The sequence below is a fragment of the Tenacibaculum finnmarkense genomovar ulcerans genome, assembly GCF_900239495.1.
GTDB lineage: Bacteria > Bacteroidota > Bacteroidia > Flavobacteriales > Flavobacteriaceae > Polaribacter > Polaribacter ulcerans.
In genome coordinates, this window is sequence record NZ_OENE01000048.1 from 153,969 (window position 1) to 179,848 (window position 25,880).

Genomic DNA, 25,880 nt, shown 5'->3' on the forward strand with positions numbered 1-25,880 from the left:
GTGTTCAAACCTAAAATACAAACCTCTTTTTATTCCTTTCAAAAAACTAGCTGTAATCAAACTTAGCGTAGTTGAAATGTAATTTTCGTTAGATAAGTTCTCTTTTTACAATAAATTTAAGCGCTTCATTAATTCTGGTCTTTTTGATCTACTAACAGGAATTACATCTCTTTTTATTAATACGCTATTATCTTCAATATCAATAATTTTTTTAAGATTGATAATATAAGAACGATGTACTTTTAAAAATAACGATTCAGGCAGTTTTTCTTCTATTTTTTTTAAGGTAGAATGTACCAAATAGTTTTTAGTCTCTGTTTTTATATGAATGTAATCACCCTTGGCTTCTACCAAATAAATACTTGGTAAATCAATTTTAATAAGTCGTCTGTCAATATTTATATAAAAATCATTGCTGTAAGATGCTACTGATTCTGTGTGCTTTGAATTAGTTGAAACTGCTTCTTTTAATTGATAATTTTGAGCTTTAATCATTGCTTTTTCAAACCTAGGCAATTCAATCGGTTTTAATAAATAATCAACAATAAAATCATATTCAAAAGCTTGGATAGCAAAATTAGGATCAGAAGAAGTTAAAATTATTTTTGGCGGATTTTTAAGTGTTTTTATAAAATCTAAACCATTAAAATCAGGCATGTGAATATCTGAAAAAATAAGATCGACTTCATGCGAGTTTAAAAATTTTATAGCTTGCATTGCGTTTGAAAATTCACCTACTACATTTAAATTTTTTATTTGATTACAGAGCGTACCAAGTACTACTCTTGCCATTTTTTCATCATCAACAATTATACAATTCATACTTTTAAATAGTTTTCAAGTAATTTGAAATAACTATTAAAATTTTCTCAAAATCTGGCGCTTTATCTAACGTAAGCGCTCTTAGATTATGTTCAAATTCATTCGCTATTTTATAACTTTTTTCAAGACCTAAAATACTAATTTTATGTTTAATTTTATGTACATTTTCTTCAATTTTTTTGTATTCCTTACTTTTTAAGCTTTTATAATAGGCTATTTTTTCGGCAGGAAACTCTTCTTTTATTACCCCTATGAGTATTTTCCGAATAGCTTGATCTCCTCTTGCTAATTTTTCTATATATTCTAAATTAGGTGTTTCCATCATTATTTTTTAATTATAAAATTAAAAGTAGTTCCCACATTTAATTGAGATACTACCCAAATTTTTCCGTTATAAACGTGTATAATTTTTTTAACAATTGCTAAGCCAATACCTGCTGACTTATAATCATTTTCCAATTTAAAAAAAGCAGTAAAAATTTTATCAAAATACTTTTCAGCTATTCCGTTGCCGTTATCTTTTACATAAAACTCCCAAAAATCAGTATTTTCAGAAAAACCTATTGTTATTTCTTTAACTTCTTTATCATTAAATTTAATAGCATTTTCAATTAAATTCGAAAACAATTCTTCTAATAATTTTTTATTTCCTTTTATAACTGGAAGTTTTTCAGGGATATTTATGATTGTTTTTTTAGAAACATTTAGCTGATTAATTATGGTAGCTAGTAAATTATCCATTTTTAAAACAGCAGCTTTTGCTATTGCTTTATCAATAGTTGCATATTTATGAATTGCGCTTACTAAGGTGTCTATTTTTTCAATGTTATCTCTTATAAGGGCTATTCTTTCTTCTCCTTGTTTGCCTAAAACACTGCCATAATCTTCCAAAAACCAAGCAGATAAAGCCTCAATACTTTGCAAAGGTGTTTTTAAATCATGAGAAATCATATGTGCATAATCGTTTAACTCCTTATTTTGTTGTGCTAAACTTTTCAATAAAAAATCTTTCTGTTGATTTATTTTTATAATTTCTTTGGTTTGATTATCAATTAAATCGACTAATTTTAAGGAGTCTGTGTTTTCTATAGAATACCCATCTTCTAAATCATAAAATTTAAGCGTATCAATAACACCTTTTAGTTTACCAATAACCTTGCGCTGAGAATTTGTTTCTTCTTTTAATTTTTCACCTGCATCAAAAAGTTCTTCTGAACTTATTGCAGTGGCTCTTTGCAGCATTAAAAATTGATCATCCGAAGTGGTATATGACCTATCAATAGCATCTAAAAATGCTGCTAATTCTTTATTCGAATGTAAATTTTCAGGTAAATATTTTCTAATTTGTCTTTTTAAAAGAGAGTTCATTATTCACTAATTAATGTTATCGTCATTGTTTGATTATGTAATTGACAATTATTTTCTCCATTAAACGGAGCAATTTCGCCATAAGAATACAAACCGCAAACAGTCGTTTGAGTTCCTATCACTTCTACAACCTCTTCCACTTCTTCTTCTACTCTTTGATCTAAAACTAATTTACGCCCAATACAACTAACTAAAATAGCTAATTCAGGTTTTTTAGTTCTTAATTCACTTGCATTTATAGCAGCTAATTCGGCGGCATTAACAATATTATCAACATTGGTCATCATTAATTGCACTTTCGAATTCTCTAAAATATCGCCTGCTAAAATCATTGAATTATCCGCTTCATTAATATTTAAAATAGTTCTAACAATAGATTGTTTATTATTGGTAGATTTTACTTTTAGTGGATATAACAACGCCGCACCAGGTAATTCTTTTGATTTATCACCTAAATATTTTTTATATAAATTCAAGGCTGGTTTATTATCTAACTCATATAAAATATTTCCTTTTGATTTTGTTACAATTCGTTCAGGACCAAAAGGTGTCCAACCACCATTAATAGCAAAAGAAACCTCTAAAGATTCGCCATACAAACCGATTGCTATTATTTCGCCCGATATTGGATTTTCATTGTAAGATGAAACTGTTTTTTCAAACCTAGCAGCATCTGCACATAAAGCACCTGTTATTAATAAATTATTATTTGTAGCAGCATTCATCCCTTTTGTTAACTGGCTTGCGTTGATAAAACTCCCTTCTGAAACTAAAAAAACATACCTTAAGCCTTCTTGAGCAAACTGCTGTATTAGTTCTTTTCCTATTTGAAAACTACCTGTTTTATTTACCGAACTTAAAACATTCGCTCTTTTAATTACGTAGGTGCTTTTTTCAAATTCGATCGCTGTAATTGTAATACTTTGATCAGCTACTGTTTTAGAAGATATATCACCAGCAGTTGATCCAAAAACCAAATGACCCTGCTTAAAAATAGCCCTAATTTCGTTGTAAATATTTTTATCTTCCAATAAAAATCGATTTCCAAAAACCAATACTAGCGGGTTCTTTAAAACTATTTTAGCGGTTAAATATTCCCAATTTCCATTTATTTTTTGCAATTGAACTGTTTTCATATATTATTTTTTAATGGTAAAATAAAAGGTAGTTCCTACACCAGGCTTACTCACTAACCAGATAGTTCCTTCATATAATTGTATGATTTTTTTAACAATAGACAGCCCAATACCCGTAGAATCTTCTCTTTTATTAAGCGCTTGAAAAATTTTAAAAATTTTATCATGATATTTCTTGTCAATTCCAATACCATTATCTTTTACTGAAAATTGATAAAAAGACGTTTGCTCTATAAATTCTATTTCAATCAATCCTTTTTCTTTATCGTTAAATTTAACAGCATTACTAATTAAATTCTGAAAAAGTTGCTGAAACTTCGTTGCATCACCATTAATCGTTGGTAATTTTCGTGGTACTTTAATCAAAATATGATCCGGAATAAATAACAATCCTCTTAAAGTATTAATAATCAAGTTTAAATCGACCTGTTTTTTTTCACTTGTTTCTGTACCTGCACTTGAATACTCTAAAATATTAGAAATCAAATTTTCCATGGTTTGCAAAGTACCTTCTATTAGCTTAAAATTAGCTAAAGTAGCGGTATCAAAACTTCCTTTATTATCTGTTTTTATCCAAGAAACCAAGGCATCAATACTTCTTAATGGCGATTTTAAATCGTGAGAAACAATATGTGCGTACTCGTTTAACTCATCATTACTTTTTTCTAACTGACTTAAAAGTTCTAAGTTTTCTATTTCTGCTTTCTCTCGTTGTCTTCTATTTATAGCACTTTTTAATTGCATCGAAACTAAACTAGCAATATTTTCTAAAACATGTAAATGCTCTTGGGTATAGTGATTTTTATCGATATGTTCCGAATCGATAACACCGATTACCTTTCCTTCACTTATTATAGGTACTGATATTTCAGAAAACCGACGCTCGCCTTCTACAACATATCGAGCATCTTTAGAGGTGTCTTTTATAATCTCTGCCTTACCCGATTTGGCTACATTTCCTGCTATTCCTTTACCTATTTCTAAACTGTTTTTTTTGATATTTTTCTTATCAAGCTTCAAATAATGTGAAGCAACTTGTTCTAAAGTATTATTTTTATGATTTACTAAAAAAATCACACAATCTTCAGAATCTAAATACGTCGCTATTTTTTGAGTTACCTCCCAAGCTATTTCATAAATAGTATCTTTTCCTAAAATAGATTTAGCCAAATCATTAATCATATTAATAATCAGCTTTCTTTCTCTTTTTAAAGTAACATCTTCAACAAGTACCACCTCATATTTTATGGATCCAACAGCATTTCTTACGGCATTTACATTTGCTTTTACCCACAAAACAGTACCATTTTTTCTTTTATATTTTTTTTCTAACACAAAATTATCAATAGCGCCACTATTCATTTTATCTAAATACTCTTTAGAAAAAGCATAATCTCCTTTAAAAAAAATATCTTTAATTGTTAATTTAGAAAATTCAGCTACTGAATACCCTAAAAGCTCTTGAAACATTCGATTCGTTTTTAAAAAACGACCTTGCTGTATAAGCGCAATTCCTAAAGAAGAATTTTCAACAATAACATCCAACTCTTTTTTTTGTTCTGCTATAAGTTCTGTTGTTCGTTTTGTTGCTGTTATATCTCTGATAATTCCTTGGGCTGCAATTTTTTTATCATTTTTATCATAAATTAAACTTGCATTTATTTGCACCCATTTAACTTCTTTTTTCTTCGTTAAAACCCTTGCTATATAATTAGAAAAAGAACCTGTATTGTACAATTTATAAAACGATTCAAAAGCATAGGTAGCATCTTCAGGATATATTAAATTTTTTGCATTTAATTTTTCTTTTGAAATATCGTATCCAAAAAGAGCAATTGCAGCATCGTTCATTTTAAGAACATCGCCCGATAAACTCATTATTAAATAAGAATCATTAATATTATCAAAAACACCTTTTAATTGCGATGATTTTTCTATTAATGATGCTTCTAATCTTATATTTGCTGCCTTTAATTCTTCGGATATTAAATATAATTCTCTTGATTTATCTTCTAATATTTTCTCGGCTATTTTCCTTGCTGCTTTCTGTCTTTTTAAAGCGCGTTCTAATATATCTATTCGATGATTACTCATTAATTTTTATGAATGATAAATTTAACTTCCGTACCATCTTGTTTTATTTTTTCTAAAACAATGGTCGCACTTGTATTAAAATGTTCAAATGTTTTATTCATTAATCCTAAGCCAAAATGATGCATCGCCCTACTCGATTTATAAATCATTACTAACGAGTTTTCGGTTCTTTCTTTTACAATAAAGGTTGGCAATTCAGCATCAGGATATATTTTTTGTACCTCTACATGAATATGATTTTCAATAGAAGCCAACATTTCGATCGGTTCTTTGTAGGTTGCTAAAAGTCCTGGGTAACTATTTTCAATAACGCTAAAAAAATGTTCTGCATATAGCAATAATAAATCATCTATAGAAATTCCACTATATTTACTTAAATGTTGTAATAACTGTAACATTTCAGAAAAACTATAGGTTCCTATTGCTGTATATATTCCTTGGGAATCTAAGGTTGATTGTGATATAATTTTATCAACAACCTCTAGCCCAAATTTTTCTTCTACTAAATCTAAAAATTCTGTAAAAACGATTCCTTTCATATTTTTTTTAATACTTTTTCAATTCATTGATGCTCCAATAAGACAAAACGACTTCAATTTTAGCCACATAATCCTCATATTTTAAAGGCTTTAAAATATATCCTGAAACGCCTATTTTATAACACTCTTCTAAATCTTTTTGGTTATCCGAAGTTGTTAAAATAACCGTTGGTATGTGTTTTAAAGTATCATCATTTTTTATTATTGATAAAAATTCAATGCCACTAATTTTTGGCATGTTTAAATCTAGTAAAATTAAATCAGGTAAATTACTTTTTTCTTCTAAAATTTTAAGTGCTATTTCTGCATCTTTCGCCTCTGTAATAGTATGTTGTAATTTTAAAAATGAAACAGTACGCTTCATTTTCATTATTTCAATAATAGTATCTTCAATTAATAAAACGTTCATTATTTTTTCCATCTAATATTTAATAAAATTTAGTTCTAATGTATAGCATAGTCGTTTACATTTCATCTTAAACAAGTTAAATTTACTTAATATATCGTTATGTAAACAATAAGTGTCGATAAACTGTAATTCTTATTAACGAACACTATTTACATACTATGACTTTTATCATTTTTTATAAACTACTTTGTGCTGTAATTTGTTGAAGAAATCAAAACGATTATGAAAACAAATAAACTTTTTAGTGCATTATTAATTCTTATTACAACAATATCATACGGACAATTAAAAGTAGCTGCTGAACTTCGTACTCGTTCAGAATATCGACACGGTTTTAAAACCCTAATCAAAGACAATCAAAGCGCTGGTTTATTTACCTCACAAAGAACCCGTTTAAATTTTTCTCAATCTATTGAAAAATTAAATTTTTATGTAAGCGTACAAGATATTAGGGTTTGGGGAGATGTGCCTCAATTAAACACCACCGATGCCAACGGATTAAGCTTACATCAAGCTTGGGCAGAAGTGTTATTAAGCCCAAATTACTCGTTAAAATTAGGACGTCAAGAAGTCCTGTATGACGATAGCAGAATTTTAGGTAACGTAGGTTGGGCGCAACAAGCTCGTAGCCATGATATTGCCGTTTTTAAATACAAAAGAGACGGAATTAAGTTAGATTTAGGTTTGGCTTTTAATCAATCAAAAGAAAATGTAACAGGAAGAACTTTAGAAACTGAAAAAACCTATAAAGCTATGCAATATGCTTGGTTACATAAAGATTGGAGTACTTTATCAGCAAGTTTTTTACTATTAAATAATGGTTTAGAAACTACTGATGGAATTAAATACAGTCAAACTGTTGGTACACATTTAAAAAGTAAGCAAAATAATTTACAAGTAGCTGCAAATTTATATTATCAATTTGGTACTGATAAAATGAACAGGGATTTAAGTGCTTATTTAGTAGGTTTAGAAGGTAATTATAAAGTTTCAAGCAAAATCAAATTAGGTCTAGGAATTGAATTACAAAGTGGTAATGATTACGATTCTAATACTGTTGACAACAATGCTTTTACCCCTTTATATGGAACAAATCATAAATTCAATGGATTTATGGATTATTTTTACGTAGGAAACCACGGAAATAATGTTGGTTTATTAGATATTTATGCAAAAGCTAATTTCAAATTAAATGAAAAATCAGGCTTAACGGCATTTGTTCATAATTTTTCAGCAGCAGCCGATATTAATGCAAATGTTTCTAAGCAATTAGGTACAGAAATTGACCTTGTTTACCGATATAACTTCACCAAACAAATCGGTTTTAAAGCAGGATATTCTCAAATGTTTGCTTCACAAGGAATGGAAGTTTTAAAAGGAACATCTGACAACAATACTAATAATTGGGCTTGGTTAATGGTTACTATCAAACCAACTTTATTTACCTCTAAATAATAAAAACAACCTTTTTCAATACACTTAGCAACGTATTTATTTTAACGAATAAATGCGTTTTTTTTCTTCGGATATTCTTCATTTTACAATATTCTCCTTTTATTCTCTTCTATTTTTAGATGATTTTTCAACTATTTTTACATAATTTTTACGTGCTTTTTACGTACTTTTATCTGTATGAAAACCTCGTTAAATACTTCTTTTAATTTATTACAAAAACACAGTAAAATAGCCATAGGATATTTTATTTTAATTGCTTTTTTAGGCGTTTTACTTCGTGTTTTTGCAGTAATTGACCTGCCAATAAATTATCGTTTTATGGTACATGCACATTCTCATGTTGCTTTATTAGGTTGGGTTTATACTGCTTTAACTACGCTTATTTTTAAATTATATTTAGATAAAAAAACACTTCACACTCGTTACAAGCAATTATTTTGGGCAACCCAAATAACCATTATTGGCATGCTGATTAGCTTTCCATTTGCAGGCTACGCATTTTTTTCGATTGTATTTTCCACCCTATTTTTAATAGCTTCTTATTTCTTCGGATACCTCTTTTTCAAACACAGTTCAACGATACAAAAACAAACAAATTCATACAAATGTATTCGCATCGCCTTATGGTTTATGATTATTTCAAGCTTAGGACCTTGGGCTTTAGGAATTATTATAAAAACAGTAGGAAGTGGCTCAAGTTTATACCGAAATGCCATTTATTTTTACCTGCATTTTCAATACAACGGCTGGTTTATTTTAGCACTTTTCGGCGTGTTTTTTTATATTTTAGAAAAACATAAAATCACCCTTCCTAAAAAGATATTTAACCGCTTTTTTTGGACGCTAAACATAGGCGTTGTACTAACCTTCGGGATTTCCTTGTTATGGAACAAACCAAGTTTTATACTCTATTTAATTGCTAGTTTTGGTGCTTTATTACAAGGAATTGCTTTTTATATTTTAAGCAAGCATTTACTTGCTGATTATCAAAAGATAAAAAATATTTTCTCACCAGTTCTTTTTAAAGGATTAAAAGTTGTTGTGCTACTTTTTATGATGAAATTAATTTTTCAATTTACAGGAACACTTCCTTATTTTTCAGCTGTTATTTTTTCAAATATCGATTTTATAATCGGCTATTTACATTTTAATTTTTTAGGAATTGTAAGTATTTCATTGCTTGTTTTTTTACAGCAATTTCAATTAATACAGCTATCAAAAAAAAGCCTACTCTTTTATATAGTAGGCTTTTTATTAACAGAAATTGTAATTTTTTACAAAGGAATTGTTGTTTGGTTAAATCTTAATTTAATCAATTATTACCCTGAATATTTAGTTGCAGTTAGCCTACTTTTTTCACTAGCAATAGCACTAATTTTCAGCCAGCAATTTAAAAAGAAACAAGCTGTTAAAATATAAAATATTCTCCCAAAAATAAACAGCTCTCACAGGTTTTAAAAAACTGTGAGAGCTAGTATTTAACTACATAAATTTTATTTTTAAACAGACTCTAAAACACTAAAAACTCATATATCATCAATAGATATATGAATTTCATTTACTGTTTTTATAATTTTTCTATAGCTAAAGCTACTTTATCGATGTTTTGGCTACTTAATTCTAAATCGGCTAAAACAGCTGGGTAATGTAATATTGCACTTTGATATTCGGTATTAAATAAGTTTTTATAATACAACAAACCTTCTTTTAAATTCTTGGCAAAAGTTTTTAAATATTTAATTTCTTTCGGCGAAGCCTCTGCGGTGGTTTCTTTTAATTTATCTTTTAAATAATCAATATAAATAGTCAATTCTTTGATAAATAAATTAGGTCTTTCTAAGCTTGTAACACTTGCCGATTGTCCGTAAATTGTTTTTGTAATTTCCTTTAAACTCATCTTTTTAGAAAAATAAGCAATATTAGGGCTAGGACAAACCGACACACCAGCACCTTCTGTTTTGGTATCTAAACCGTACGCCAATAAAGCCGAAGTTCCTAAGCCAACACAGGTACAACTTTTGGCTATTATTTTTGAATATTCTTTGTAATAAGCTTCTTTTGATAAGTTTTTAGCCGTTAATTCTTTTATTTTTAAATGCTGAAATTGCCTTGAAGCCGTACAAACCCCTTTTTCGTTAAACTCTTTATTTAAAGCGATAAATTTTTTAGGGCAGGCACTTCCAGGGCGCCCTTTATCAATAAAAGATTGCTTTTCTAAGTCTTTTGTGTTTCCTTTTAAGTTATAAAACGGCACGCCTAATGGCGAAATATCACTCAAATAAACATCCTTTTCAGTGGCTTTAATTAATTTATTTAACGTGTTTTTATCAACCGTTGTGGCTTCAGGGACTAATAAAAAAGGCGTTCCCCAACCCACAGAATCTATATTGTAATAATTTAATAAAAATTGATGCTCATCGGCAGTACCAACGCCTCCTTGTGCCGATATTTTAAAAGTTAAATCGGTTTCTGGAACTACATATTCTTTTTTATCTAAAGCAGAAAAAAGCAAACTTTGAATTGACTCTTGTAATTCTGCTCGTTTTATTTTAAATTCTTCTAAAACAGGTCCTAATAAATATCCATCGGTTGCGAAAGCATGTCCGCCACAATTTAAGCCCGATTCTATGCGGTATTCCGATACCCAAATTCCTTTTTTCGCTAAAAATTTCCCTTGGATTAATGCCGAACGGTAATCACTTACTTTTAAGATAATTTTCTTGTTGATACGCCCATTTTTATCAGGATAAAAGCCTTTAAAATTCTCTAAATAAGTATATAACCGAGGATTCATACCTGCCGAAAATACCACTGACGAATTAACATCGCTCTTTGCAAAACCTCTTAAAGCGGCGTGTGCATCGTTATATTCAATAGCTAATTTATCGGTTTTAGTATAATTATCTTTATCAACTTTGGTCATGATATTTACATCAATTTGCCCCATCGATAAATTTTCTTTTAACCAATCAGCAACTTTTTTTACATCAAAATTACTGCTCGTTACCTTTACAAATTCTTGTTTTAATGATGACGAATCAGGAAGATCTTCAAAAAAATCAACAATATCTTGCTTTGTTTGGGTAATATTCTTCTTAAATTCTTCAAACTTCTCTTCTGAAAGTGATTTGATCAAATTCAAGTAAGAAGTAACTCTTTCGGCTCTAAAATCGTCCATTTTTTCGGTGATTTCATCGTATGGAATTTTAAATTTCAACGAATACATTTTTCGTATCTTTTCTAATAAAATATCATCGACTAATGAAATAACAGAATCGATTCCGAATCGGGAAACTTTTAATGGAGAATCTATAGTAAATCCTATTCCCATAACAGGAATATGAAATGAATGTGTTTTTAACATAGTTTATAAATTATAATTTAAAAACGCAATCTACTTGTACTTAAAGTTTTATAATATGATAAATATCATTTAAAAACACAAAAACACCTTTTCAATAAAAATTGCAAAAGCGCAACTATAATTGAAAAGGTATTTTACATTTTGTGAGTTTTGTCAATTTATCGAAAAAATTTGTTTTTTTTGATAAATTATAATGTTCTAAAATATTCAAGAACCTCTCTTGCTTGTTCTTTTGTTAAATGCTGATTTGCCATTGGCGACCCATTAAATTTAAGTAACAATGCTTTTGCTATTGGATCTTTTTTAACCATTTCCCCAGGATTTAAAATCATATTCATCACCCATTCTGGCGAACGTCTTTTTAAAACTCCCGTCGGATTTGGTCCTATAAATTTCCTATTGGTTCTATGACAAGCTGAACACTTGTTTTTAAATGTTTTAGCACCTTTTGCGACCATATCTTGATCTATAGTAGCCGCTAATGTTACCGATTTCACAGAACCAATTCCTTTATTTTTTAAATCAATAATTTCTGGTTTTTCCAGCTTTTTTTTAAGTTTTTTTTCAGGTGCTTTTTCAACTGTTTTTTGTACTGATTTTCCTGAACTATATGAAGGTGCTTTTTTCTCTGTTCCTCCACAACTGATAAATAAGGCTACTAATAGTAGTAAAAATACATTTTGTAATTTCATCTGATTTTGTTTTATGTTATGTTAATTTTTGATGTTTTAAAAGAGCTCGTCATGCTTTCATACCTCAAATTTAAAAAACCAAACACCCTAAAAACATGACAAATGTCATAGAAATATAACTCGCTATTATCCTTTTAAAAATCATTGTTTTTATATACTACACTAATTTCACTTTGTATAATTAAATGGCATAAGTATTACTATACGTACTAAAAAACACTGTTTTTAATGAAAAAATGATAAATATGTTGCAAAAAACGCAATGTTATTTAGAATAAATACAAACTAAGTGTCTTTTGGTTATTTCATTAACAATGATAAATTTTAAAATCACTAACAAGCAAGAGGTTAAGATTTTTTTTCAAAAAAACTGAATTGATTAAAACACAATATATTCAAACACTGATAATTATCATGTAAAAGAACCACCCCGCGCTTTAATTTGCGAAAAACTAAACACCCATTTTCACATGCCAATTAAAAGTTATTTAGCGCATCCTCATCAAGGAAAAAAGGAGGAATTACAAAAAGCATTAATTATTATTGATGGCTGTGAAATTATTTCCGCAGAAAATAAAAATGTAATCGTCCTTGTTACAAATACCATTGATAACGACACTGATAAAATTTTAAAAGAATCCATAGAAAATTTACCTAGCTTAAAATTACTAGCCTTAGTTTCTGGATTTAATACACCTATAAAATAAACAAGATATGAGCGCCTCTTTAACAAGTAGACGAAGTTTTATAAAAAAAATGGCAGCGGCAGCAGCAATGACAGCGGCAATGACCATCTTTCCTGGAATTATTTTTGCAAATGAACAAGAAGCAGGAATACCTGAAGGAGATTTAGATTGGAAAAAAGGACCTTGTCGTTTTTGCGGTGTAGGTTGCGGTATTTTGGTAGGTGTCGAAAATGGAAAAGCAATTGCCGTAAAAGGAGACCCAAATTCAGCAGTAAACAAAGGATTACTTTGTGTAAAAGGCTATCATCAAACCATGTGTATTCAATCTAACGATAGATTAACACACGCTTTGGTTAAAAAGAACGGTAAATATGTAAAAACTCCCATAAGCGATGCCTTAGATATTGTTGCCAATAAAATGAAAGAAACCATTGAAAAACATGGTAAAGATTCGGTAGCAATGTACACTTCATTCCCGAAGGATATATCGCCTCTAAATTTATGAAAGGTGCTATTGGTACGAATAATTTAGATTGCAACGCTCGTTTATGTATGGCGAGTGCTGTAGCTGGGTTTTTAACATCATTTGGAGCTGATGAACCAATGGGTTGTTATGAAGATATTGAATATGCTGATTATTTTATCACTTGGGGAAACAATATGGCAGAAATGCACCCTGTTTTGTTTTCGAGAATGTTATCTCAAAAAAATAAAAGAGGTGCTAAAATTATCGATTTTGCTACCAGAACAACACGTTCTAGTATGGCTTCAGATAAATCTATTCTATTTGAACCTCAAACCGATTTAGCAGTTGCAAATGCTATTTGTTATGAAATCGTAGATCTGCCTTTAAAAAACTAACCGCTAGGGTGCAGGCGCAGTTTCATCATGTACAAGTGTGGTTTCTAGTGATGATTCAAAAGAAAAAGCACAAATAGATTGGGAAGAACAATTTAAAGGAAACTATAAATTGATGGACGATAAAGAAAAAAATGCCACCGTTGATAGATTAGTACGTTCTTATCAATTACGTACAGGTAAAAACGTGAGTATGTCATCAAAAAATGCCGAAGAAGATGTATTATTTGGTTATGCTTTCAATATTTCTAAATGTCAGCGATATATGGATTGTGTAAGCGCTTGTGTGGAAGAAAATAATCAGGATAGAAATTCGCAAATGGAATATATCCGTATTCATGAAATGAAAGACGGAAAAGGTTTTAATTTCCATGAAGCTGATGATAATTATTATCATGAAGTTCCTGCCGAAGGACATTTTTACATGGGAACGCAATGTTTTCATTGTGATAATCCGCCTTGTGTAGAAGTTTGTCCTGTTCAAGCTACTTGGAGAGAAGAAGATGGTATTGTGGTAGTTGATTACGATTGGTGTGTTGGTTGTAGATATTGTATGGCAGCTTGCCCTTACGATGGTCGTCGTTTTAACTGGAGTAAACCCGAAGTTCCTGAAGAAGAAGTAAACAAAAATCAGCATTATTTAGGAAATAGAATGCGTAAACAAGGTGTGATGGAAAAATGTACTTTCTGTGTGCAACGTTCTAGAGCGGGTAAAAATCCTGCTTGTGTAGAAGCCTGCCTACTGGTGCTCGTATTTTTGGAAATTTATTAGATCCTGAAAGCACTATTCGATGGGTTTTAGAAAATAAAAAAGTATTCAGATTAAAAGAAGATTTAGGTACAGAACCTAAGTTTTGGTATTTTATGGACTAACTTCTTTTGCGTTAGGGATTGCAGTGGTATCCTTTTTAAAATTTTTTAATAAATAAGCACACTATTTTAGTGTAACAAAGCTTATTAAAATAAGTACTTAATATAGTAGATATTAAATTTTAAAAAGATTTAACGCAAAGCCCGACCCTTTTGGGAAACGCCCTAAATAATAGATATACTAAGCATTATAATAAAAAATAAAATGAGAAGACTTAAGGTTTTTACAAGTTTAATTAAAGACAGTCTAGATATTATTACTCATGGTTCAAAAAAGTATCATTTATGGATGGCTTTTTTAACCTTAATAATGTTGATTGGAATGTATTGTTATTCGATTCAAATAGAACATGGATTGAGTGTTACCGGTATGACAGATCGAGTTAGTTGGGGATTATATATTTCTAACTTTACCTTTTTAGTTGGAGTTGCTGCAGCTGCCGTTATGCTAGTAATGCCAACCTATGTTTTAAAAGATGTCGATTTTAAACAAGCCGTACTTATAGGAGAAGGTTTAGCCGTTGCCGCACTTATAATGTGTTTGGCTTTTGTGGTTGCTGATATGGGAGGCCCTGCAGTTTTATGGCATATGATGCCGATTATTGGTGTTTTTAACTTTCCTAATTCAATGTTAACTTGGGATGTTATTGCTTTAAATGGCTATTTATTTATCAATATTAGTATTCCTTTTTATATTTTATTCAGGCATTATCAAGGGAAAGAATCTAAAAAAAGTGTGTATTTACCAGGTGCTATAATTTCTGTTTTTTGGGCTGTTGGTATTCATTTAGTAACTGCTTTTTTATACCAAGGATTACAAGCTAAACCTTTTTGGAATACTGCATTATTAGGACCTCGTTTTTTAGCATCTGCTTTTGCCGCTGGTCCTGCATTAATTATTTTAGTGTTAGCTATTATTAGGACTTATACCGAGTTTAAAATAGAAAATAAAACTATTAAAAAGTTAGCCTTAGTAGTTACCGTTGCTGCTCAAATTAACTTAATTATGTTAGTTTCTGAATTATTCAAAGAATTTTATGCACCAACACATCATAGTGAAAGTGCCTATTATTTATTTTTCGGATTAGATGGAAAAACAGCTTTATTACCATGGATTTGGACAGCTATTACCTTAAATGTTTTAGCAACCGTTTTATTAACTTTTCATAAACTCCGTAATAATTTTAAAGTATTATTTTTTGCTTGTAGTATTTTATTTATTGCTATTTGGATTGAAAAAGGTTTTGGTTTAATTGTTCCTGGATTTATCCCTGGTCCTTATGGTAAAATAGCAGAATATACACCTACTGGAATCGAAATTGGAGTTACCGTAGGTATTTGGGCAATGGGTGCGCTTATTTTTACCATTTTAGCCAGAACAGCTATTGAAATTGAACTTGGTAAAATGAGGTATAAAAAATAATATTTTTTAGTTTATATTTTGATAAGAAAATCCGCAGTAAAAATTCTTGTAAATTTTCTGCGGATTTTTCTTGTTTTGCATATCATTTAAAATGACGTAATTTTACCTTTTATAATGATAAAATGACAGTACAAAATATACAAAACTTAGTGGGTACTTATTCCATAATTGGTACTAATCAAGACGCCGAAGAACATTCTTATAAAGGAGTGCTTTCCTTGAAACTTGATATGAATAATCGAATAATTGCTAAATGGTTAATCAATAATGAACAAGAACAAACTGGTTCAGGTTTTTTTAATGATAATATATTAGTTATCAATTTTGAATATCAAGGAGAAGATAATAATACTTATAAAGGCGTTGTGGTTTACAGATGTATTTCTAAAGATATTTTAGATGGATTTTGGTCTGAAAAACATGGAAACCCTTTGTTTTTAGGAAAAGAACGTTGTTTTAGAATTGATACAAAAAACACTTTTCTAAATTAATAATACTAAATAAATACTATGAAATGTCCTTGTAATCCTAGCAAAAATTATACTGATTGCTGTGAAATAGCACATAAAAACATCCAAAATGTGGTAACAGCGGAGCAATTAATGCGTTCTCGTTACAGTGCTTTTGCCTTAGCAAATATTGATTATTTACATAAAAGCCATCATTCGAGCACTCGCCCATCAGAAACTGAAAATAAAGAAATTTTACTTTGGACAAAATCTGTTGAGTGGATGCAATTAGAAATCAGCAATACAAATAAAGGCACAGCTTCCGATATTACAGGAAATGTAACCTTTGAAGCATTTTTTAAAGAAAATGATAAAATTAATAGCATAAAAGAGAACTCTTCTTTCTGTAAAGAAGATAATCATTGGGTATATTTAAAATGAAATTGATTTTTTTTGATAAAAAATACTGATTATTAAAAAAAAAGTTTACATTTGATACCGTGTTAAACAACAAAGCAAATAACAACTATTTAACCATCGTAAACTTTACGATGGTTTTTGTTGGCACTATTACCACTTCTATTATTATTCGCATTATTACCCTTTAGGGGTTATCTATACACATATCGTTCCGACTCTATTTACATTTTTCAAACACTTGAAAAACAGTAAATAACACCTTATATTTTTTTACCATATTATTAAAACATTAAAAACTTTTTTTAAGATGAAAATTTTAAAATTCGGTGGCTCATCAGTCGCTAGTAGTCAAAACATTCAAAAAGTAATTCAAATTGTTTCAGCAGCTTCGGCAAAAGAAAAAGTAGCCGTTGTAGTTTCAGCATTTGGAAAAACAACCAACAAATTAATCGCTGCAGCAAACAAAGCGGCAAATAATGACCGGTCGTATATGGTACTTTTTAACGAAGTTACCGAGCATCATGCACAGGTAATTTCCGATTTAATTTTTAAAGAAAAACAAGCCGAAGTTCAAGAAAAGGTAACCATATTATTTGGGCAATTAAACACCTTATTAGAAGGCTGTTTTTTACTAAAAGAAGCAACCCCAAAGGCCATGGCTCGAATTAGTGGTTTTGGCGAATTAGTATCTTCTTATATAATTTCTGAAGTTGCAAAAAACACTTTAAACGCAACCTATAAAGACAGTAGAGAGCTTATTATTACCTCAAATATTTTTGATAAAGCACAGGTTAAGTTTACCCTTACCAATAAAAATTGTCAAGAATATTTTCAAAATAATACGCATCAAGTTACCGTTTTACCAGGTTTTATTGCCAAATCTGAAAATGGCTTAACCACCACTCTAGGAAGAGGCGGTTCCGATTATACTGCTGCTATTTACGCGGCGGCGTTGCAAGTAAACGAACTTCAAATTTGGACAGACGTAAGCGGAATGTACACCGCAAACCCAAGTATTGTAAAACAGGCGTTTCCGATTCCTGAAATTTCGTATCAAGAAGCCATGGAATTATCCCATTTTGGCGCAAAAGTTATTTATCCTCCAACCATACAACCAGCCTTAGAAAAGGAAATTCCTATTGTTATCAAAAATACTTTTGAACCAGGTAATCCAGGAACTTTAATTGCCAAAAATGTAAAAAGCACCAACCTTGTAAAAGGAATTAGCCATATTGAAGATATTACCCTATTAACCTTAGAAGGTACAGGAATGATTGGTGTATCGGGTATTTCAAAACGTTTGTTTGAAACACTTTCGAACCAAGATATTAGCGTGGTTTTAATAACTCAGGCCTCATCAGAACATTCAATTTGCGTTGGAATTTACGATCAAGATGCCCAAAAAGCAAGCAAAGCGATTAACAATGCTTTTGAAATTGAAATAGAACGCAAAAAAATAAAACCTGTTATTATTGAGCAAGGCTTGGCTATTTTAGCTTTGGTGGGCGATAACATGAAAAATCATCAAGGGTTAAGCGGACAAATGTTTAGTGCTTTAGGTAAAAATAACGTAAATATTAGAGCCATTGCACAAGGAGCATCTCAAAAAAATATTTCGGCAGTTATCGACAGTAAAGACGCTAAAAAAGGTTTAAATACTTTACATGAGCAATTTTTTGAAGAAAAATTAAAACAACTTAATTTATTTGTAACAGGTGTCGGAAATGTTGGTGAACGCTTTTTAGCACAAATACATCAGCAAAAAAAGTATTTGAAAGAACATTTAAAAATGAATATTCGCGTAGTTGGTATCGCAAATTCTAAAAAAATGACTTTTGATGCTAACGGTATCGATTTAAATAACTGGAAAGACGCTTTAAAACTAGGAGAATCGGCAACTTTAGAGGCTTTTTTTAATAAAACAAAAAGCTATAATTTACGCAATTCGGTTTTTGTTGATAACACGGCAAATCAGAAAGTTTCTGAAATTTATGAGCAGTATTTACGCAACAGTATTTCGGTGGTTACTTGCAATAAAATCGCCTGTGCCTCTAGCCTAGAAAATTATAAAACATTAAAAGCCGTTTCTAGACAATACAATGCACCTTTCTTATTTGAAACCAATGTTGGTGCCGGTTTGCCTGTTATTGATACGCTTAAAAATTTAATTGCCTCTGGCGATAGAGTTCAAAAAATACAAGCTGTTTTATCGGGAAGTTTAAACTTTGTTTTTAATAATTTCGATGAAAACACTACGTTTCACAATGTCGTTACCGAGGCTCAAAAAGAAGGATATACTGAACCCGACCCAAAAATTGATTTAAGCGGTGTCGATGTGGCTCGAAAAATATTAATTCTAGCCCGTGAAAGTGGTTATGAATTAGAATTATCAGATATTGAAAACGATTCTTTTTTACCTGAAAAAAGTTTAAAAACGACTAATAATGAAGATTTTTACGCTAGTTTAACCGAATTTGAAGCACATTTTCAAAATATATTTAAAGAAGCAAACGATAAAAATTGTCGTTTAAAATACGTTGCCGAATTTGTTGATGGAAAAGCAAAAGTTGGTTTGCAACATATCCCTGCCGATCATCCTTTTTATAATTTAGAAGGAAGCGATAATATTGTGTTGTTTTTTACGGATAGATACCCTGTAAATCCGTTGTTAATAAAAGGTGCTGGAGCTGGTGCAGACGTTACCGCTTCGGGGATTTTTGCGGATGTAATACGCATTGGAAATAGTTAAAACCTTAAAAATTTCAACTTCGGATAAAAAAGAAAAAAGATGAATTATATAAAAATATTTGCGCCTGCTACCGTGGCTAATGTTTCTTGCGGATTTGATGCGATGGGTTTTGCTGTCGAAAAAATGGGCGATGAAATGACCTTTACAAAAACCGCTGAAAAAGGCGTAAAAATAACAGAAATTACGGGGGCTAAAAACCTAACTTTTGATGCTACAAAAAACGCTGCGGGTGTAGTTGCCTTGGCGATGCTTGAAAAACATCCTGTTGATTTTGGCATTGAAATTACCATGCACAAAGGTTTTTCACCAGGAAGCGGCTTAGGAAGTAGTGCTGCGAGTTCGGCGGGTGCGGCTTTTGGTGTTAATGAACTTTTGAACAAACCATTTTCACAATTAGAAATTACAAAATTTTCGATGCTTGGCGAACAAGCCGCTTGTGGAACAGCAATTGTTGATAATGTTTCTGCCGCAATTTATGGCGGTTTTGTGTTGGTTCGAAATTATGAACCACTCGATATTGTAAAGTTACCCGTACCAAAAAAACTGCGATTAGTGGCAATTCATCCGCAAATTGAAATAAAAACAAAAGATGCTCGGGAAGTTTTACCCAAAGATATTCCTTTAAAAACGGCAGTTATCCAATGGTCAAATCTCGGCGGATTGGTCAGTGGTTTACACACAAATAATTATCAATTAATTAGTGATTCTTTAACCGATGCAATTGCCGAACCTGCCAGAAAACATTTAATTCCTCATTTCGATTTGGTTAAAAATGAAGCCATAAAAGCAGGTGCTTTAGGTGCAGGAATTTCAGGTTCAGGTCCAACTATTTTTGCCTTATGCAAAGGTAAAAAAACAGCTAAAAAAGTTAAAGAAGCAATACAAAATGCCTACGCCGATAAAAATATTGATTTCACCTTATTTTCATCAAAAATAAATACCCAAGGAATAAAAATTTTAGAAACTAAATAAAAATAATAGCACAAAAAATATTTTCACTTTATTAATAATGCTTTTCATAAAAAATAAAAAAAATAAAAATGAACTATTATAGCCTTAATAAAAAATCGAAAAATGTAAGTTTTAAAGAAGCCGTAGTTAATGGTTTAGCTCCTGATAGAGGTTTGTATTTTCCTGAAAATATTACACCACTTTCAAAAGATTTCATTACGAATATCGAAAATTATTCAAATCATGAAATTGCTTTTGAAGTAATTAAACAATTTGTTGGCGATGAAATTCCTTCGGATGTTTTACAGCAAATTATTAAAGAAACACTTTGCTTTGATTTCCCTGTTGTTTCTGTGGAAGAAAATGTAGCAACTTTAGAACTTTTTCATGGTCCAACGATGGCTTTTAAAGATGTTGGTGCTCGTTTTATGGCACGTTGTTTAGGCTATTTTAACAGAAATAACAACGACCAATTAACCGTTTTAGTTGCCACTTCTGGCGATACTGGCGGTGCGGTTGCCGATGGTTTTTTAGATGTAAAAGGCGTGGATGTTGTTATTTTATATCCTAGCGGAAAAGTGAGCGATGTGCAAGAAAAACAATTGACCACTTTAGGAAAAAACATTACTGCTTTAGAAGTTGATGGCGTTTTTGATGATTGTCAAGATATGGTAAAAACGGCTTTTTTAGATACTGAAATTAAACGAACTTTAACCTCTGCAAATTCGATAAATGTAGCGCGTTGGTTGCCACAAATGTTTTACTTTTTCTTAGCTTATAAGCAAATTAAACAAACATTTCAACAAGAAAAAAATAAAAAAAATGCTTTAGAAAACCTTGTTTTTTCTGTTCCTAGCGGTAATTTTGGAAATATTTGTGCAGGAATGATGGCGCAAAAATTAGGCTTACCTATTAAACATTTTGTTGCATCAACCAATATAAATGATACGGTTCCTAATTATTTAAAAGATGGAATTTACACGCCAAAACCATCAAAATCCACAATTTCAAATGCGATGGATGTTGGAAATCCTAGTAATTTTATCCGTATTCAAGAAATTTTTGAAAATAATATAGAGGCTTTAAAAAATTCTTTTTCTTCGTATTCTTTTTCTGATGAACAAACTCGTGAGGCTATGAAATTAATCCAGAAAAATAGCGGTTATATTGCCGACCCACATGGTGCTGTTGGATATTTAGGAGCGAAAGAGTTTCAAAAGAATAATCCAGAAGCTTTTTGTATTTTCTTAGAAACTGCACATCCTGTTAAATTTTTAGAGGTTGTTGAAAGTACTTTAAATGTGAAAATTGCCATTCCTGAACAAATTAAATCGGTTATGGATAAAGAAAAAAAAGCGATTAAAATGAGTACTTATAATGATTTAAAAAACTTTTTAAATTCGTAAGGTTTTATAATCTTTTAAAGAAAGTGTATTTCAAAACAGATAAACGTTAAGAAACGTCATGCTGAATTTAGTTCAGCATCGCATCAACAGGAGAAATTTGGGGAAATTAGGCTGTGAAACTGAACTAAAATATCGTTGACCGATTATGATTCTACAACTAACGTAAGGCTCTCGCTTGTGCTTTGATACTCATTAATATCGGCACGAGCAAGATGCTTAGATAGCTCAAACTATATATAATTTCTAAATTTCAAAAATTAGCACAAATGCCTAGCCCCGATTGAAGCAATTGTTTGAGCTCCTTTTTTGATTTTTTTCAAAAAAGAGCGAGTGCGGAAAGCGGGAAATTGCTTCAAATTATTTTTCTTAATTTTTATGGAATTCAAAAAAAAGCACCCTTTATGTTGCATATACCACTAAAAAGCAGCAGTTAAAAATACCGCCACCAAGCCCTAATCAACTATTAATCAAATAATAAAATGAAACTTGTGCAATCGATGGAATTTACCTAATTTGCAATACGCAAAAAAAACAACAACTTTATGTCGATTGAAATCACCCGTCTTTTTGACTTTCCATATCATCTGCAAGAAACCTATAATTTAGAGAAAGCTTTTACCACCAAATATAATGGTAAATGGGAGTCTATCTCTACTCAAGAATATATTGATAAAGCCAATACTATTAGTAGGGGTTTGCTTCGTTTAGGCATACAGCCTAACGATAAAATTGCCGTAATTTCAACCACAAATCGTACGGAATGGAACATTTGTGATATCGGAATTTTACAGACTGGAGCGCAAAATGTACCTATTTATCCGACTATTTCAAAGGAGGATTATGAGTATGTTTTAAATCATTCTGAGGCTATTTATTGTATTGTTTCTGATCAATCTATTTTAGATAAACTAAATCAAATTAAAGGAAATACAAAGCTGAAAGGTGTTTTTACTTTTGATGATATTGCCAATGAAAAAAGTTGGAAGGATCTTTTAAAACTCGGGGAAGATAAAAGCAATCAAGCGGAAGTTGAAGCTAGAAAAAATGCCGTTAAATCGGACGATTTAGCCACCTTAATTTATACTTCTGGAACTACCGGAAGACCTAAAGGTGTTATGCTTTCACACGGAAATATTGTTTCTGATGTATTGGCTAGTGAAAAAAGAGTGCCGTTATTATATGGCGAAGAACGTGGATTGAGTTTTTTACCGGTTTGCCATGTTTTTGAACGCATGATTTTATATTTATATCAATACTGTGGTGTTTCGATCTACTTCGCCGAATCTATTGAAAAACTAAGCGATAATGCAAAAGAAATTAAACCGCATGTAATGACAGCGGTTCCTCGTTTGTATGAAAAAATTTACGATAAAATTTATGCCAAAGGAGCAGATTTAACAGGAATAAAAAAACGATTGTTCTTCTGGGCAATTGAATTAGGGCTTCAATATGAGCCGTATGGTGCTAACGGATGGTGGTACGAAAAAAAATTAAGCATTGCTCGTAAATTAATTTTTTCGAAATGGCAAGAAGCTTTAGGAGGGGAGCTTAAATTAATGGTTTCTGGTTCGGCTGCTTTACAATCGCGATTAACAAGAGTTTTTACTGCCGCAGGAATGCCTGTTATGGAAGGTTATGGACTTACCGAAACCTCACCTGTTCTTAGTGTTAACGATGTTAGAAATGGTGGTTTTAAAGTAGGAACTGTTGGTAAAATGTTAGACGGCATTGAATTAAAATTTGCAAGTACTGGTGAAATTTTAGTAAAAGGTCCTAATGTAATGTTAGGCTACTATAAAGACCCTGAAAAAACAGCGGAAGTTATAAAAGATGGCTATTTTTATACTGGTGATAAAGGGGAATTAGATGCCGATGGATTTTTGAAAATTACAGGGCGTACCAAAGAAATGTTTAAAACTTCTGGTGGTAAATATATTGTGCCGCCATTATTAGAGGGCCAACTAAAACAATCGCGTTTTATAGAGCAGGTAATGGTAATTGGTGAGGGGGAAAAAATGGCAGCTGCTTTTATTCAACCTAATTTTGATTTTGTTAAAGAATGGGCTTCAAGACATGGGCTAAAACTAGAAACAAATCAAGAGTTGGTTAAAAACCAAAAAGTAATTGATCGTATTGAAGAAGAGGTTATTATTTGTAATGCTAATTTCGGGAAATGGGAAACCATTAAAAAGTTTGAATTAACTCCTGAAGAATGGTCGATTGAAGGTGGACACCTTACTCCTACCATGAAAATGAAACGTAAAATTATTAAAGAAATGTATAAAGATTTATACGATAAAATTTATAGAAGTTAACCTTCTATTTATCGAGGTTATACTGCTAATTATATTTAAAAGTGTTGTGAAAGCAACACTTTTTTCTTTTAAATTACTTTTATTATTCTTATTTATTTTAAAAACATGCCTAAATTTATTGCTTTCACTTCGGATATTAGTCAAATTGCTATTCCTGAAAAATTTGATTATCCGCATAATTACACGCCACATTCTTTAGCTAAAATTGCTTCGGAAGAATTACAGGAGTATCTAAAAACTCAAACAGATTTTACGCATAACTTCGGATTAAAAAACTTGAGAAATATAGAAACTACTAAAAAAAAGCAAAATACTACTACTTTAGGAAAAATGTTTGGGGTTTTAGTGGTTAAAAATAAACAAGGTAAACTTGGGTATTTAACGGCTTTTTCAGGGAAGATAGCGCAAAGCACACAGCACAAGCATTTTGTTCCGCCCGTTTATGATGTTTTAAAAGAAGATGGTGTTTTCTTGAAAACTGAAAAAATAAACAATCAGATTAATCAGGAAATTATCAATTTAGAAAATAGTAGCGCCTATTTAAAAATAAAAAAAGACTATTTTATTTTACTAAAATCAACTGAAAAATTACTTCAAGAAGCGCAAAAAACACTTAAACAAAGAAGATTTTTAAGAAAAACAGAAGGAAAACAAAATAATCAACTAAATATTAATGAAGAGTTTTATCTTCGAGAATATGATGTTTATTTACAGGATAAAATTCGTCCTTTTAAAAAAAAATACAGCAATTTTCAAGAACAGATTGAGCAATTAAAACAACAGCGAAAAGAACTTTCATCATCGTCACAGCAAGAGATATTTAAGCAATATCAGTTTTTAAATGCGAATAATGAAACGCAAAATTTAATTGCTATTTTTGAAAACTCACCACAAAATATTCCCGCAGGAGCAGGCGATTGTTGCGCACCAAAATTATTACAATATGCGTTTTTAAACCAGTTTACGCCTATTTGTATGGCGGAGTTTTGGTGGGGAAATCCGTTAGCGACATCCGTTCGAAAACATAAAAATTATTACGATGCTTGTTCCGGGAAATGCAAACCGATTTTAAAACACATGCTTCAAGGAATTTTGGTGCATCAAAATCCGTTAATTGTGCAACTTCAAAAGCAAGAAAAAACAGCAAAAACACTAGAAATTATTTTTGAAGATCCCCATTTATTAGTTATTAATAAGCCTTCAGGATTGCTGTCTGTCGCTGGAAAAATAACGGAAGATTCGGTAAATAGCCGTATTCAAAAAAAACATCCAAATGCCCTTGTTGTGCATCGGTTAGACATGGCTACTTCTGGAATTTTATTGGTTGCAAAGAACCTTGAAGTTTATAAAAATTTACAAGATCAGTTTGTCAACAAAACAATTAAAAAGCGTTACCTAGCGGTTTTAGATGGTGTTTTATCTGAAGAAAATGGCGAAATAAACTTACCATTAAGAGTCAATTTAGAAGACAGACCTAAGCAGTTGGTTTGTGAACTTCACGGAAAAAAAGCACTTACAAAATGGGAAATTATCAAAATAAAAAATGATAAAACCTACGTTTATTTTTATCCAATTACAGGAAGAACACATCAATTACGTGTTCATGCAGCACACTGTTTAGGCTTAAATTCACCGATTATTGGCGATGTTTTATATGGTGTTACCGCTAATAGATTGCATTTACATGCTCAAAAAATTAGCTTTATACATCCTGTTTTAAAAAAAATAGTAACTTTTAAAAGCCCTACACCTTTTTAATTATTTCTTAGAGCCTGTTTAAAAAATAAATAAACGTCAGTTCGAGTGATTTTTTCCTTCAAGTTCCTTTTAGTTATTAAAATCACTCGAACTGACAATAATCATCAAAAAAAAGA

The 25,880-nt window shown here is 30.7% G+C and carries 24 protein-coding genes; 15 read left to right on the forward strand and 9 right to left on the reverse strand.

Annotated features, from left to right (window positions below):
• Positions 1 to 105 precede the first annotated feature (105 nt).
• Genes DPIF8902391_RS11085 through DPIF8902391_RS11115 form a run of 7 tightly spaced genes read right to left on the reverse strand, consistent with a single transcriptional unit; the run spans position 106 to position 6,380 of the window.
• Positions 106 to 822, reverse strand: coding sequence for a LytR/AlgR family response regulator transcription factor (locus DPIF8902391_RS11085; RefSeq protein ID WP_058885205.1), 717 nt, complete (start codon positions 820 to 822; stop codon positions 106 to 108).
• A 4-nt stretch (positions 823 to 826) separates the two neighbouring features.
• The gene (locus tag DPIF8902391_RS11090; RefSeq protein ID WP_058885206.1) at positions 827 to 1,144 is read right to left on the reverse strand and encodes a hypothetical protein; all 318 of its coding nucleotides are present in this window, start codon (positions 1,142 to 1,144) and stop codon (positions 827 to 829) included.
• Positions 1,145 to 1,146: 2 nt separating this feature from the next.
• On the reverse strand, positions 1,147 to 2,190 hold the full coding sequence (locus DPIF8902391_RS11095) for a sensor histidine kinase (RefSeq protein ID WP_172505858.1): 1,044 nt from the start codon (positions 2,188 to 2,190) through the stop codon (positions 1,147 to 1,149).
• Positions 2,190 to 3,326: an FIST signal transduction protein gene (locus tag DPIF8902391_RS11100; RefSeq protein ID WP_172505859.1), complete on the reverse strand. Its 1,137-nt coding sequence runs from the start codon at positions 3,324 to 3,326 to the stop codon at positions 2,190 to 2,192. Before DPIF8902391_RS11100 ends, DPIF8902391_RS11095 begins: the two co-directional genes overlap by 1 nt.
• Before the next feature lie 3 nt (positions 3,327 to 3,329).
• Positions 3,330 to 5,420 carry a PAS domain S-box protein gene (locus DPIF8902391_RS11105; protein WP_172505860.1) on the reverse strand — a complete coding sequence of 697 codons (2,091 nt, stop codon included), beginning with the start codon at positions 5,418 to 5,420 and terminating at the stop codon, positions 3,330 to 3,332.
• Positions 5,420 to 5,959 carry a heme NO-binding domain-containing protein gene (locus tag DPIF8902391_RS11110; RefSeq protein WP_058885210.1) on the reverse strand — a complete coding sequence of 180 codons (540 nt, stop codon included), beginning with the start codon at positions 5,957 to 5,959 and terminating at the stop codon, positions 5,420 to 5,422. The genes DPIF8902391_RS11105 and DPIF8902391_RS11110 overlap by 1 nt, the downstream gene beginning before the upstream one ends.
• 7 nt (positions 5,960 to 5,966) lie before the next feature.
• Positions 5,967 to 6,380, reverse strand: coding sequence for a response regulator (locus DPIF8902391_RS11115; protein WP_058885211.1), 414 nt, complete (start codon positions 6,378 to 6,380; stop codon positions 5,967 to 5,969).
• A 210-nt stretch (positions 6,381 to 6,590) separates the two neighbouring features.
• On the opposite strand from DPIF8902391_RS11115, the gene DPIF8902391_RS11120 reads away from it, so the two are divergent.
• Both DPIF8902391_RS11120 and DPIF8902391_RS11125 read left to right on the forward strand, forming a co-directional pair.
• On the forward strand, positions 6,591 to 7,823 hold the full coding sequence (locus tag DPIF8902391_RS11120) for an alginate export family protein (RefSeq protein WP_172505861.1): 1,233 nt from the start codon (positions 6,591 to 6,593) through the stop codon (positions 7,821 to 7,823).
• Positions 7,824 to 8,000: 177 nt separating this feature from the next.
• Positions 8,001 to 9,242, forward strand: coding sequence for a hypothetical protein (locus tag DPIF8902391_RS11125; protein WP_172505862.1), 1,242 nt, complete (start codon positions 8,001 to 8,003; stop codon positions 9,240 to 9,242).
• A gap of 148 nt (positions 9,243 to 9,390) precedes the next feature.
• Here DPIF8902391_RS11125 and DPIF8902391_RS11130 read toward each other — a convergent pair whose 3' ends face one another.
• Complete coding sequence (locus DPIF8902391_RS11130; RefSeq protein ID WP_172505863.1) at positions 9,391 to 11,187, reverse strand: hypothetical protein; 1,797 nt, start codon at positions 11,185 to 11,187, stop codon at positions 9,391 to 9,393.
• A 188-nt stretch (positions 11,188 to 11,375) separates the two neighbouring features.
• The gene (locus DPIF8902391_RS11135; protein ID WP_058885214.1) at positions 11,376 to 11,879 is read right to left on the reverse strand and encodes a c-type cytochrome; all 504 of its coding nucleotides are present in this window, start codon (positions 11,877 to 11,879) and stop codon (positions 11,376 to 11,378) included.
• A gap of 470 nt (positions 11,880 to 12,349) precedes the next feature.
• Here DPIF8902391_RS11135 and DPIF8902391_RS11140 point away from each other — a divergent pair, with 470 nt between their 5' ends.
• From DPIF8902391_RS11140 to DPIF8902391_RS11190, 13 genes are all read left to right on the forward strand, one after another.
• A complete protein-coding gene (locus DPIF8902391_RS11140; RefSeq protein WP_058885215.1) occupies positions 12,350 to 12,586 on the forward strand; it encodes a hypothetical protein in 237 nt (78 codons plus the stop codon).
• 7 nt (positions 12,587 to 12,593) lie between these two features.
• A complete protein-coding gene (locus DPIF8902391_RS12520; protein WP_242037280.1) occupies positions 12,594 to 13,070 on the forward strand; it encodes a twin-arginine translocation signal domain-containing protein in 477 nt (158 codons plus the stop codon).
• Positions 13,067 to 13,426, forward strand: a complete 360-nt coding sequence (locus tag DPIF8902391_RS12525) for a molybdopterin-dependent oxidoreductase (protein ID WP_242037281.1) — start codon at positions 13,067 to 13,069, stop codon at positions 13,424 to 13,426. The genes DPIF8902391_RS12520 and DPIF8902391_RS12525 overlap by 4 nt, the downstream gene beginning before the upstream one ends.
• A gap of 37 nt (positions 13,427 to 13,463) precedes the next feature.
• Positions 13,464 to 14,195 (forward strand): 4Fe-4S dicluster domain-containing protein, encoded by a 732-nt coding sequence (locus DPIF8902391_RS11150; protein ID WP_244951352.1) that lies wholly within the window; start codon positions 13,464 to 13,466, stop codon positions 14,193 to 14,195.
• Positions 14,147 to 14,296 (forward strand): 4Fe-4S dicluster domain-containing protein, encoded by a 150-nt coding sequence (locus DPIF8902391_RS12530; protein ID WP_244951353.1) that lies wholly within the window; start codon positions 14,147 to 14,149, stop codon positions 14,294 to 14,296. The genes DPIF8902391_RS11150 and DPIF8902391_RS12530 overlap by 49 nt, the downstream gene beginning before the upstream one ends.
• 202 nt (positions 14,297 to 14,498) lie before the next feature.
• Entirely contained in the window at positions 14,499 to 15,716 is a 1,218-nt protein-coding gene (dsrP, locus tag DPIF8902391_RS11155; RefSeq protein WP_172505864.1) for a sulfate reduction electron transfer complex DsrMKJOP subunit DsrP, read from the forward strand.
• 122 nt (positions 15,717 to 15,838) lie between these two features.
• Positions 15,839 to 16,207 carry a hypothetical protein gene (locus DPIF8902391_RS11160; protein WP_172505865.1) on the forward strand — a complete coding sequence of 123 codons (369 nt, stop codon included), beginning with the start codon at positions 15,839 to 15,841 and terminating at the stop codon, positions 16,205 to 16,207.
• Positions 16,208 to 16,225: 18 nt separating this feature from the next.
• Entirely contained in the window at positions 16,226 to 16,606 is a 381-nt protein-coding gene (locus tag DPIF8902391_RS11165) for a YchJ family protein (protein ID WP_172505866.1), read from the forward strand.
• Positions 16,607 to 16,892: 286 nt separating this feature from the next.
• Positions 16,893 to 19,334 carry a bifunctional aspartate kinase/homoserine dehydrogenase I gene (thrA, locus tag DPIF8902391_RS11170; protein ID WP_172505867.1) on the forward strand — a complete coding sequence of 814 codons (2,442 nt, stop codon included), beginning with the start codon at positions 16,893 to 16,895 and terminating at the stop codon, positions 19,332 to 19,334.
• Between the two features lie 39 nt (positions 19,335 to 19,373).
• Positions 19,374 to 20,306, forward strand: a complete 933-nt coding sequence (locus DPIF8902391_RS11175) for a homoserine kinase (protein ID WP_172505868.1) — start codon at positions 19,374 to 19,376, stop codon at positions 20,304 to 20,306.
• Positions 20,307 to 20,374: 68 nt separating this feature from the next.
• Positions 20,375 to 21,691, forward strand: a complete 1,317-nt coding sequence (gene thrC, locus DPIF8902391_RS11180) for a threonine synthase (RefSeq protein WP_058885222.1) — start codon at positions 20,375 to 20,377, stop codon at positions 21,689 to 21,691.
• Positions 21,692 to 22,233: 542 nt separating this feature from the next.
• Positions 22,234 to 24,006: an AMP-dependent synthetase/ligase gene (locus tag DPIF8902391_RS11185; protein ID WP_058885223.1), complete on the forward strand. Its 1,773-nt coding sequence runs from the start codon at positions 22,234 to 22,236 to the stop codon at positions 24,004 to 24,006.
• A gap of 105 nt (positions 24,007 to 24,111) precedes the next feature.
• Positions 24,112 to 25,764, forward strand: a complete 1,653-nt coding sequence (locus tag DPIF8902391_RS11190) for an RluA family pseudouridine synthase (RefSeq protein WP_172505869.1) — start codon at positions 24,112 to 24,114, stop codon at positions 25,762 to 25,764.
• Positions 25,765 to 25,880: the final 116 nt, after the last annotated feature.

What these genes read in the sequence shown, in the direction of transcription:
- DPIF8902391_RS11140 (WP_058885215.1), top strand. Translation starts at nt 12,350, where the DNA reads ATGCCAATTAAAAGTTATTTAGCGCATCCTCATCAAGGAAAAAAGGAG.
- DPIF8902391_RS11085 (WP_058885205.1), bottom strand. Translation starts at nt 822, where the DNA reads ATGAATTGTATAATTGTTGATGATGAAAAAATGGCAAGAGTAGTACTT.
- DPIF8902391_RS11130 (WP_172505863.1), bottom strand. Translation starts at nt 11,187, where the DNA reads ATGTTAAAAACACATTCATTTCATATTCCTGTTATGGGAATAGGATTT.
- DPIF8902391_RS11125 (WP_172505862.1), top strand. Translation starts at nt 8,001, where the DNA reads ATGAAAACCTCGTTAAATACTTCTTTTAATTTATTACAAAAACACAGT.
- DPIF8902391_RS11120 (WP_172505861.1), top strand. Translation starts at nt 6,591, where the DNA reads ATGAAAACAAATAAACTTTTTAGTGCATTATTAATTCTTATTACAACA.
- DPIF8902391_RS11095 (WP_172505858.1), bottom strand. Translation starts at nt 2,190, where the DNA reads ATGAACTCTCTTTTAAAAAGACAAATTAGAAAATATTTACCTGAAAAT.
- DPIF8902391_RS11100 (WP_172505859.1), bottom strand. Translation starts at nt 3,326, where the DNA reads ATGAAAACAGTTCAATTGCAAAAAATAAATGGAAATTGGGAATATTTA.
- DPIF8902391_RS11110 (WP_058885210.1), bottom strand. Translation starts at nt 5,959, where the DNA reads ATGAAAGGAATCGTTTTTACAGAATTTTTAGATTTAGTAGAAGAAAAA.
- DPIF8902391_RS11135 (WP_058885214.1), bottom strand. Translation starts at nt 11,879, where the DNA reads ATGAAATTACAAAATGTATTTTTACTACTATTAGTAGCCTTATTTATC.
- DPIF8902391_RS11115 (WP_058885211.1), bottom strand. Translation starts at nt 6,380, where the DNA reads ATGGAAAAAATAATGAACGTTTTATTAATTGAAGATACTATTATTGAA.
- DPIF8902391_RS11105 (WP_172505860.1), bottom strand. Translation starts at nt 5,420, where the DNA reads ATGAGTAATCATCGAATAGATATATTAGAACGCGCTTTAAAAAGACAG.
- thrC (WP_058885222.1), top strand. Translation starts at nt 20,375, where the DNA reads ATGAACTATTATAGCCTTAATAAAAAATCGAAAAATGTAAGTTTTAAA.
- DPIF8902391_RS11190 (WP_172505869.1), top strand. Translation starts at nt 24,112, where the DNA reads ATGCCTAAATTTATTGCTTTCACTTCGGATATTAGTCAAATTGCTATT.
- thrA (WP_172505867.1), top strand. Translation starts at nt 16,893, where the DNA reads ATGAAAATTTTAAAATTCGGTGGCTCATCAGTCGCTAGTAGTCAAAAC.
- dsrP (WP_172505864.1), top strand. Translation starts at nt 14,499, where the DNA reads ATGAGAAGACTTAAGGTTTTTACAAGTTTAATTAAAGACAGTCTAGAT.
- DPIF8902391_RS11165 (WP_172505866.1), top strand. Translation starts at nt 16,226, where the DNA reads ATGAAATGTCCTTGTAATCCTAGCAAAAATTATACTGATTGCTGTGAA.
- DPIF8902391_RS11090 (WP_058885206.1), bottom strand. Translation starts at nt 1,144, where the DNA reads ATGGAAACACCTAATTTAGAATATATAGAAAAATTAGCAAGAGGAGAT.
- DPIF8902391_RS12525 (WP_242037281.1), top strand. Translation starts at nt 13,067, where the DNA reads ATGAAAGGTGCTATTGGTACGAATAATTTAGATTGCAACGCTCGTTTA.
- DPIF8902391_RS11185 (WP_058885223.1), top strand. Translation starts at nt 22,234, where the DNA reads ATGTCGATTGAAATCACCCGTCTTTTTGACTTTCCATATCATCTGCAA.
- DPIF8902391_RS12520 (WP_242037280.1), top strand. Translation starts at nt 12,594, where the DNA reads ATGAGCGCCTCTTTAACAAGTAGACGAAGTTTTATAAAAAAAATGGCA.
- DPIF8902391_RS11175 (WP_172505868.1), top strand. Translation starts at nt 19,374, where the DNA reads ATGAATTATATAAAAATATTTGCGCCTGCTACCGTGGCTAATGTTTCT.
- DPIF8902391_RS11160 (WP_172505865.1), top strand. Translation starts at nt 15,839, where the DNA reads ATGACAGTACAAAATATACAAAACTTAGTGGGTACTTATTCCATAATT.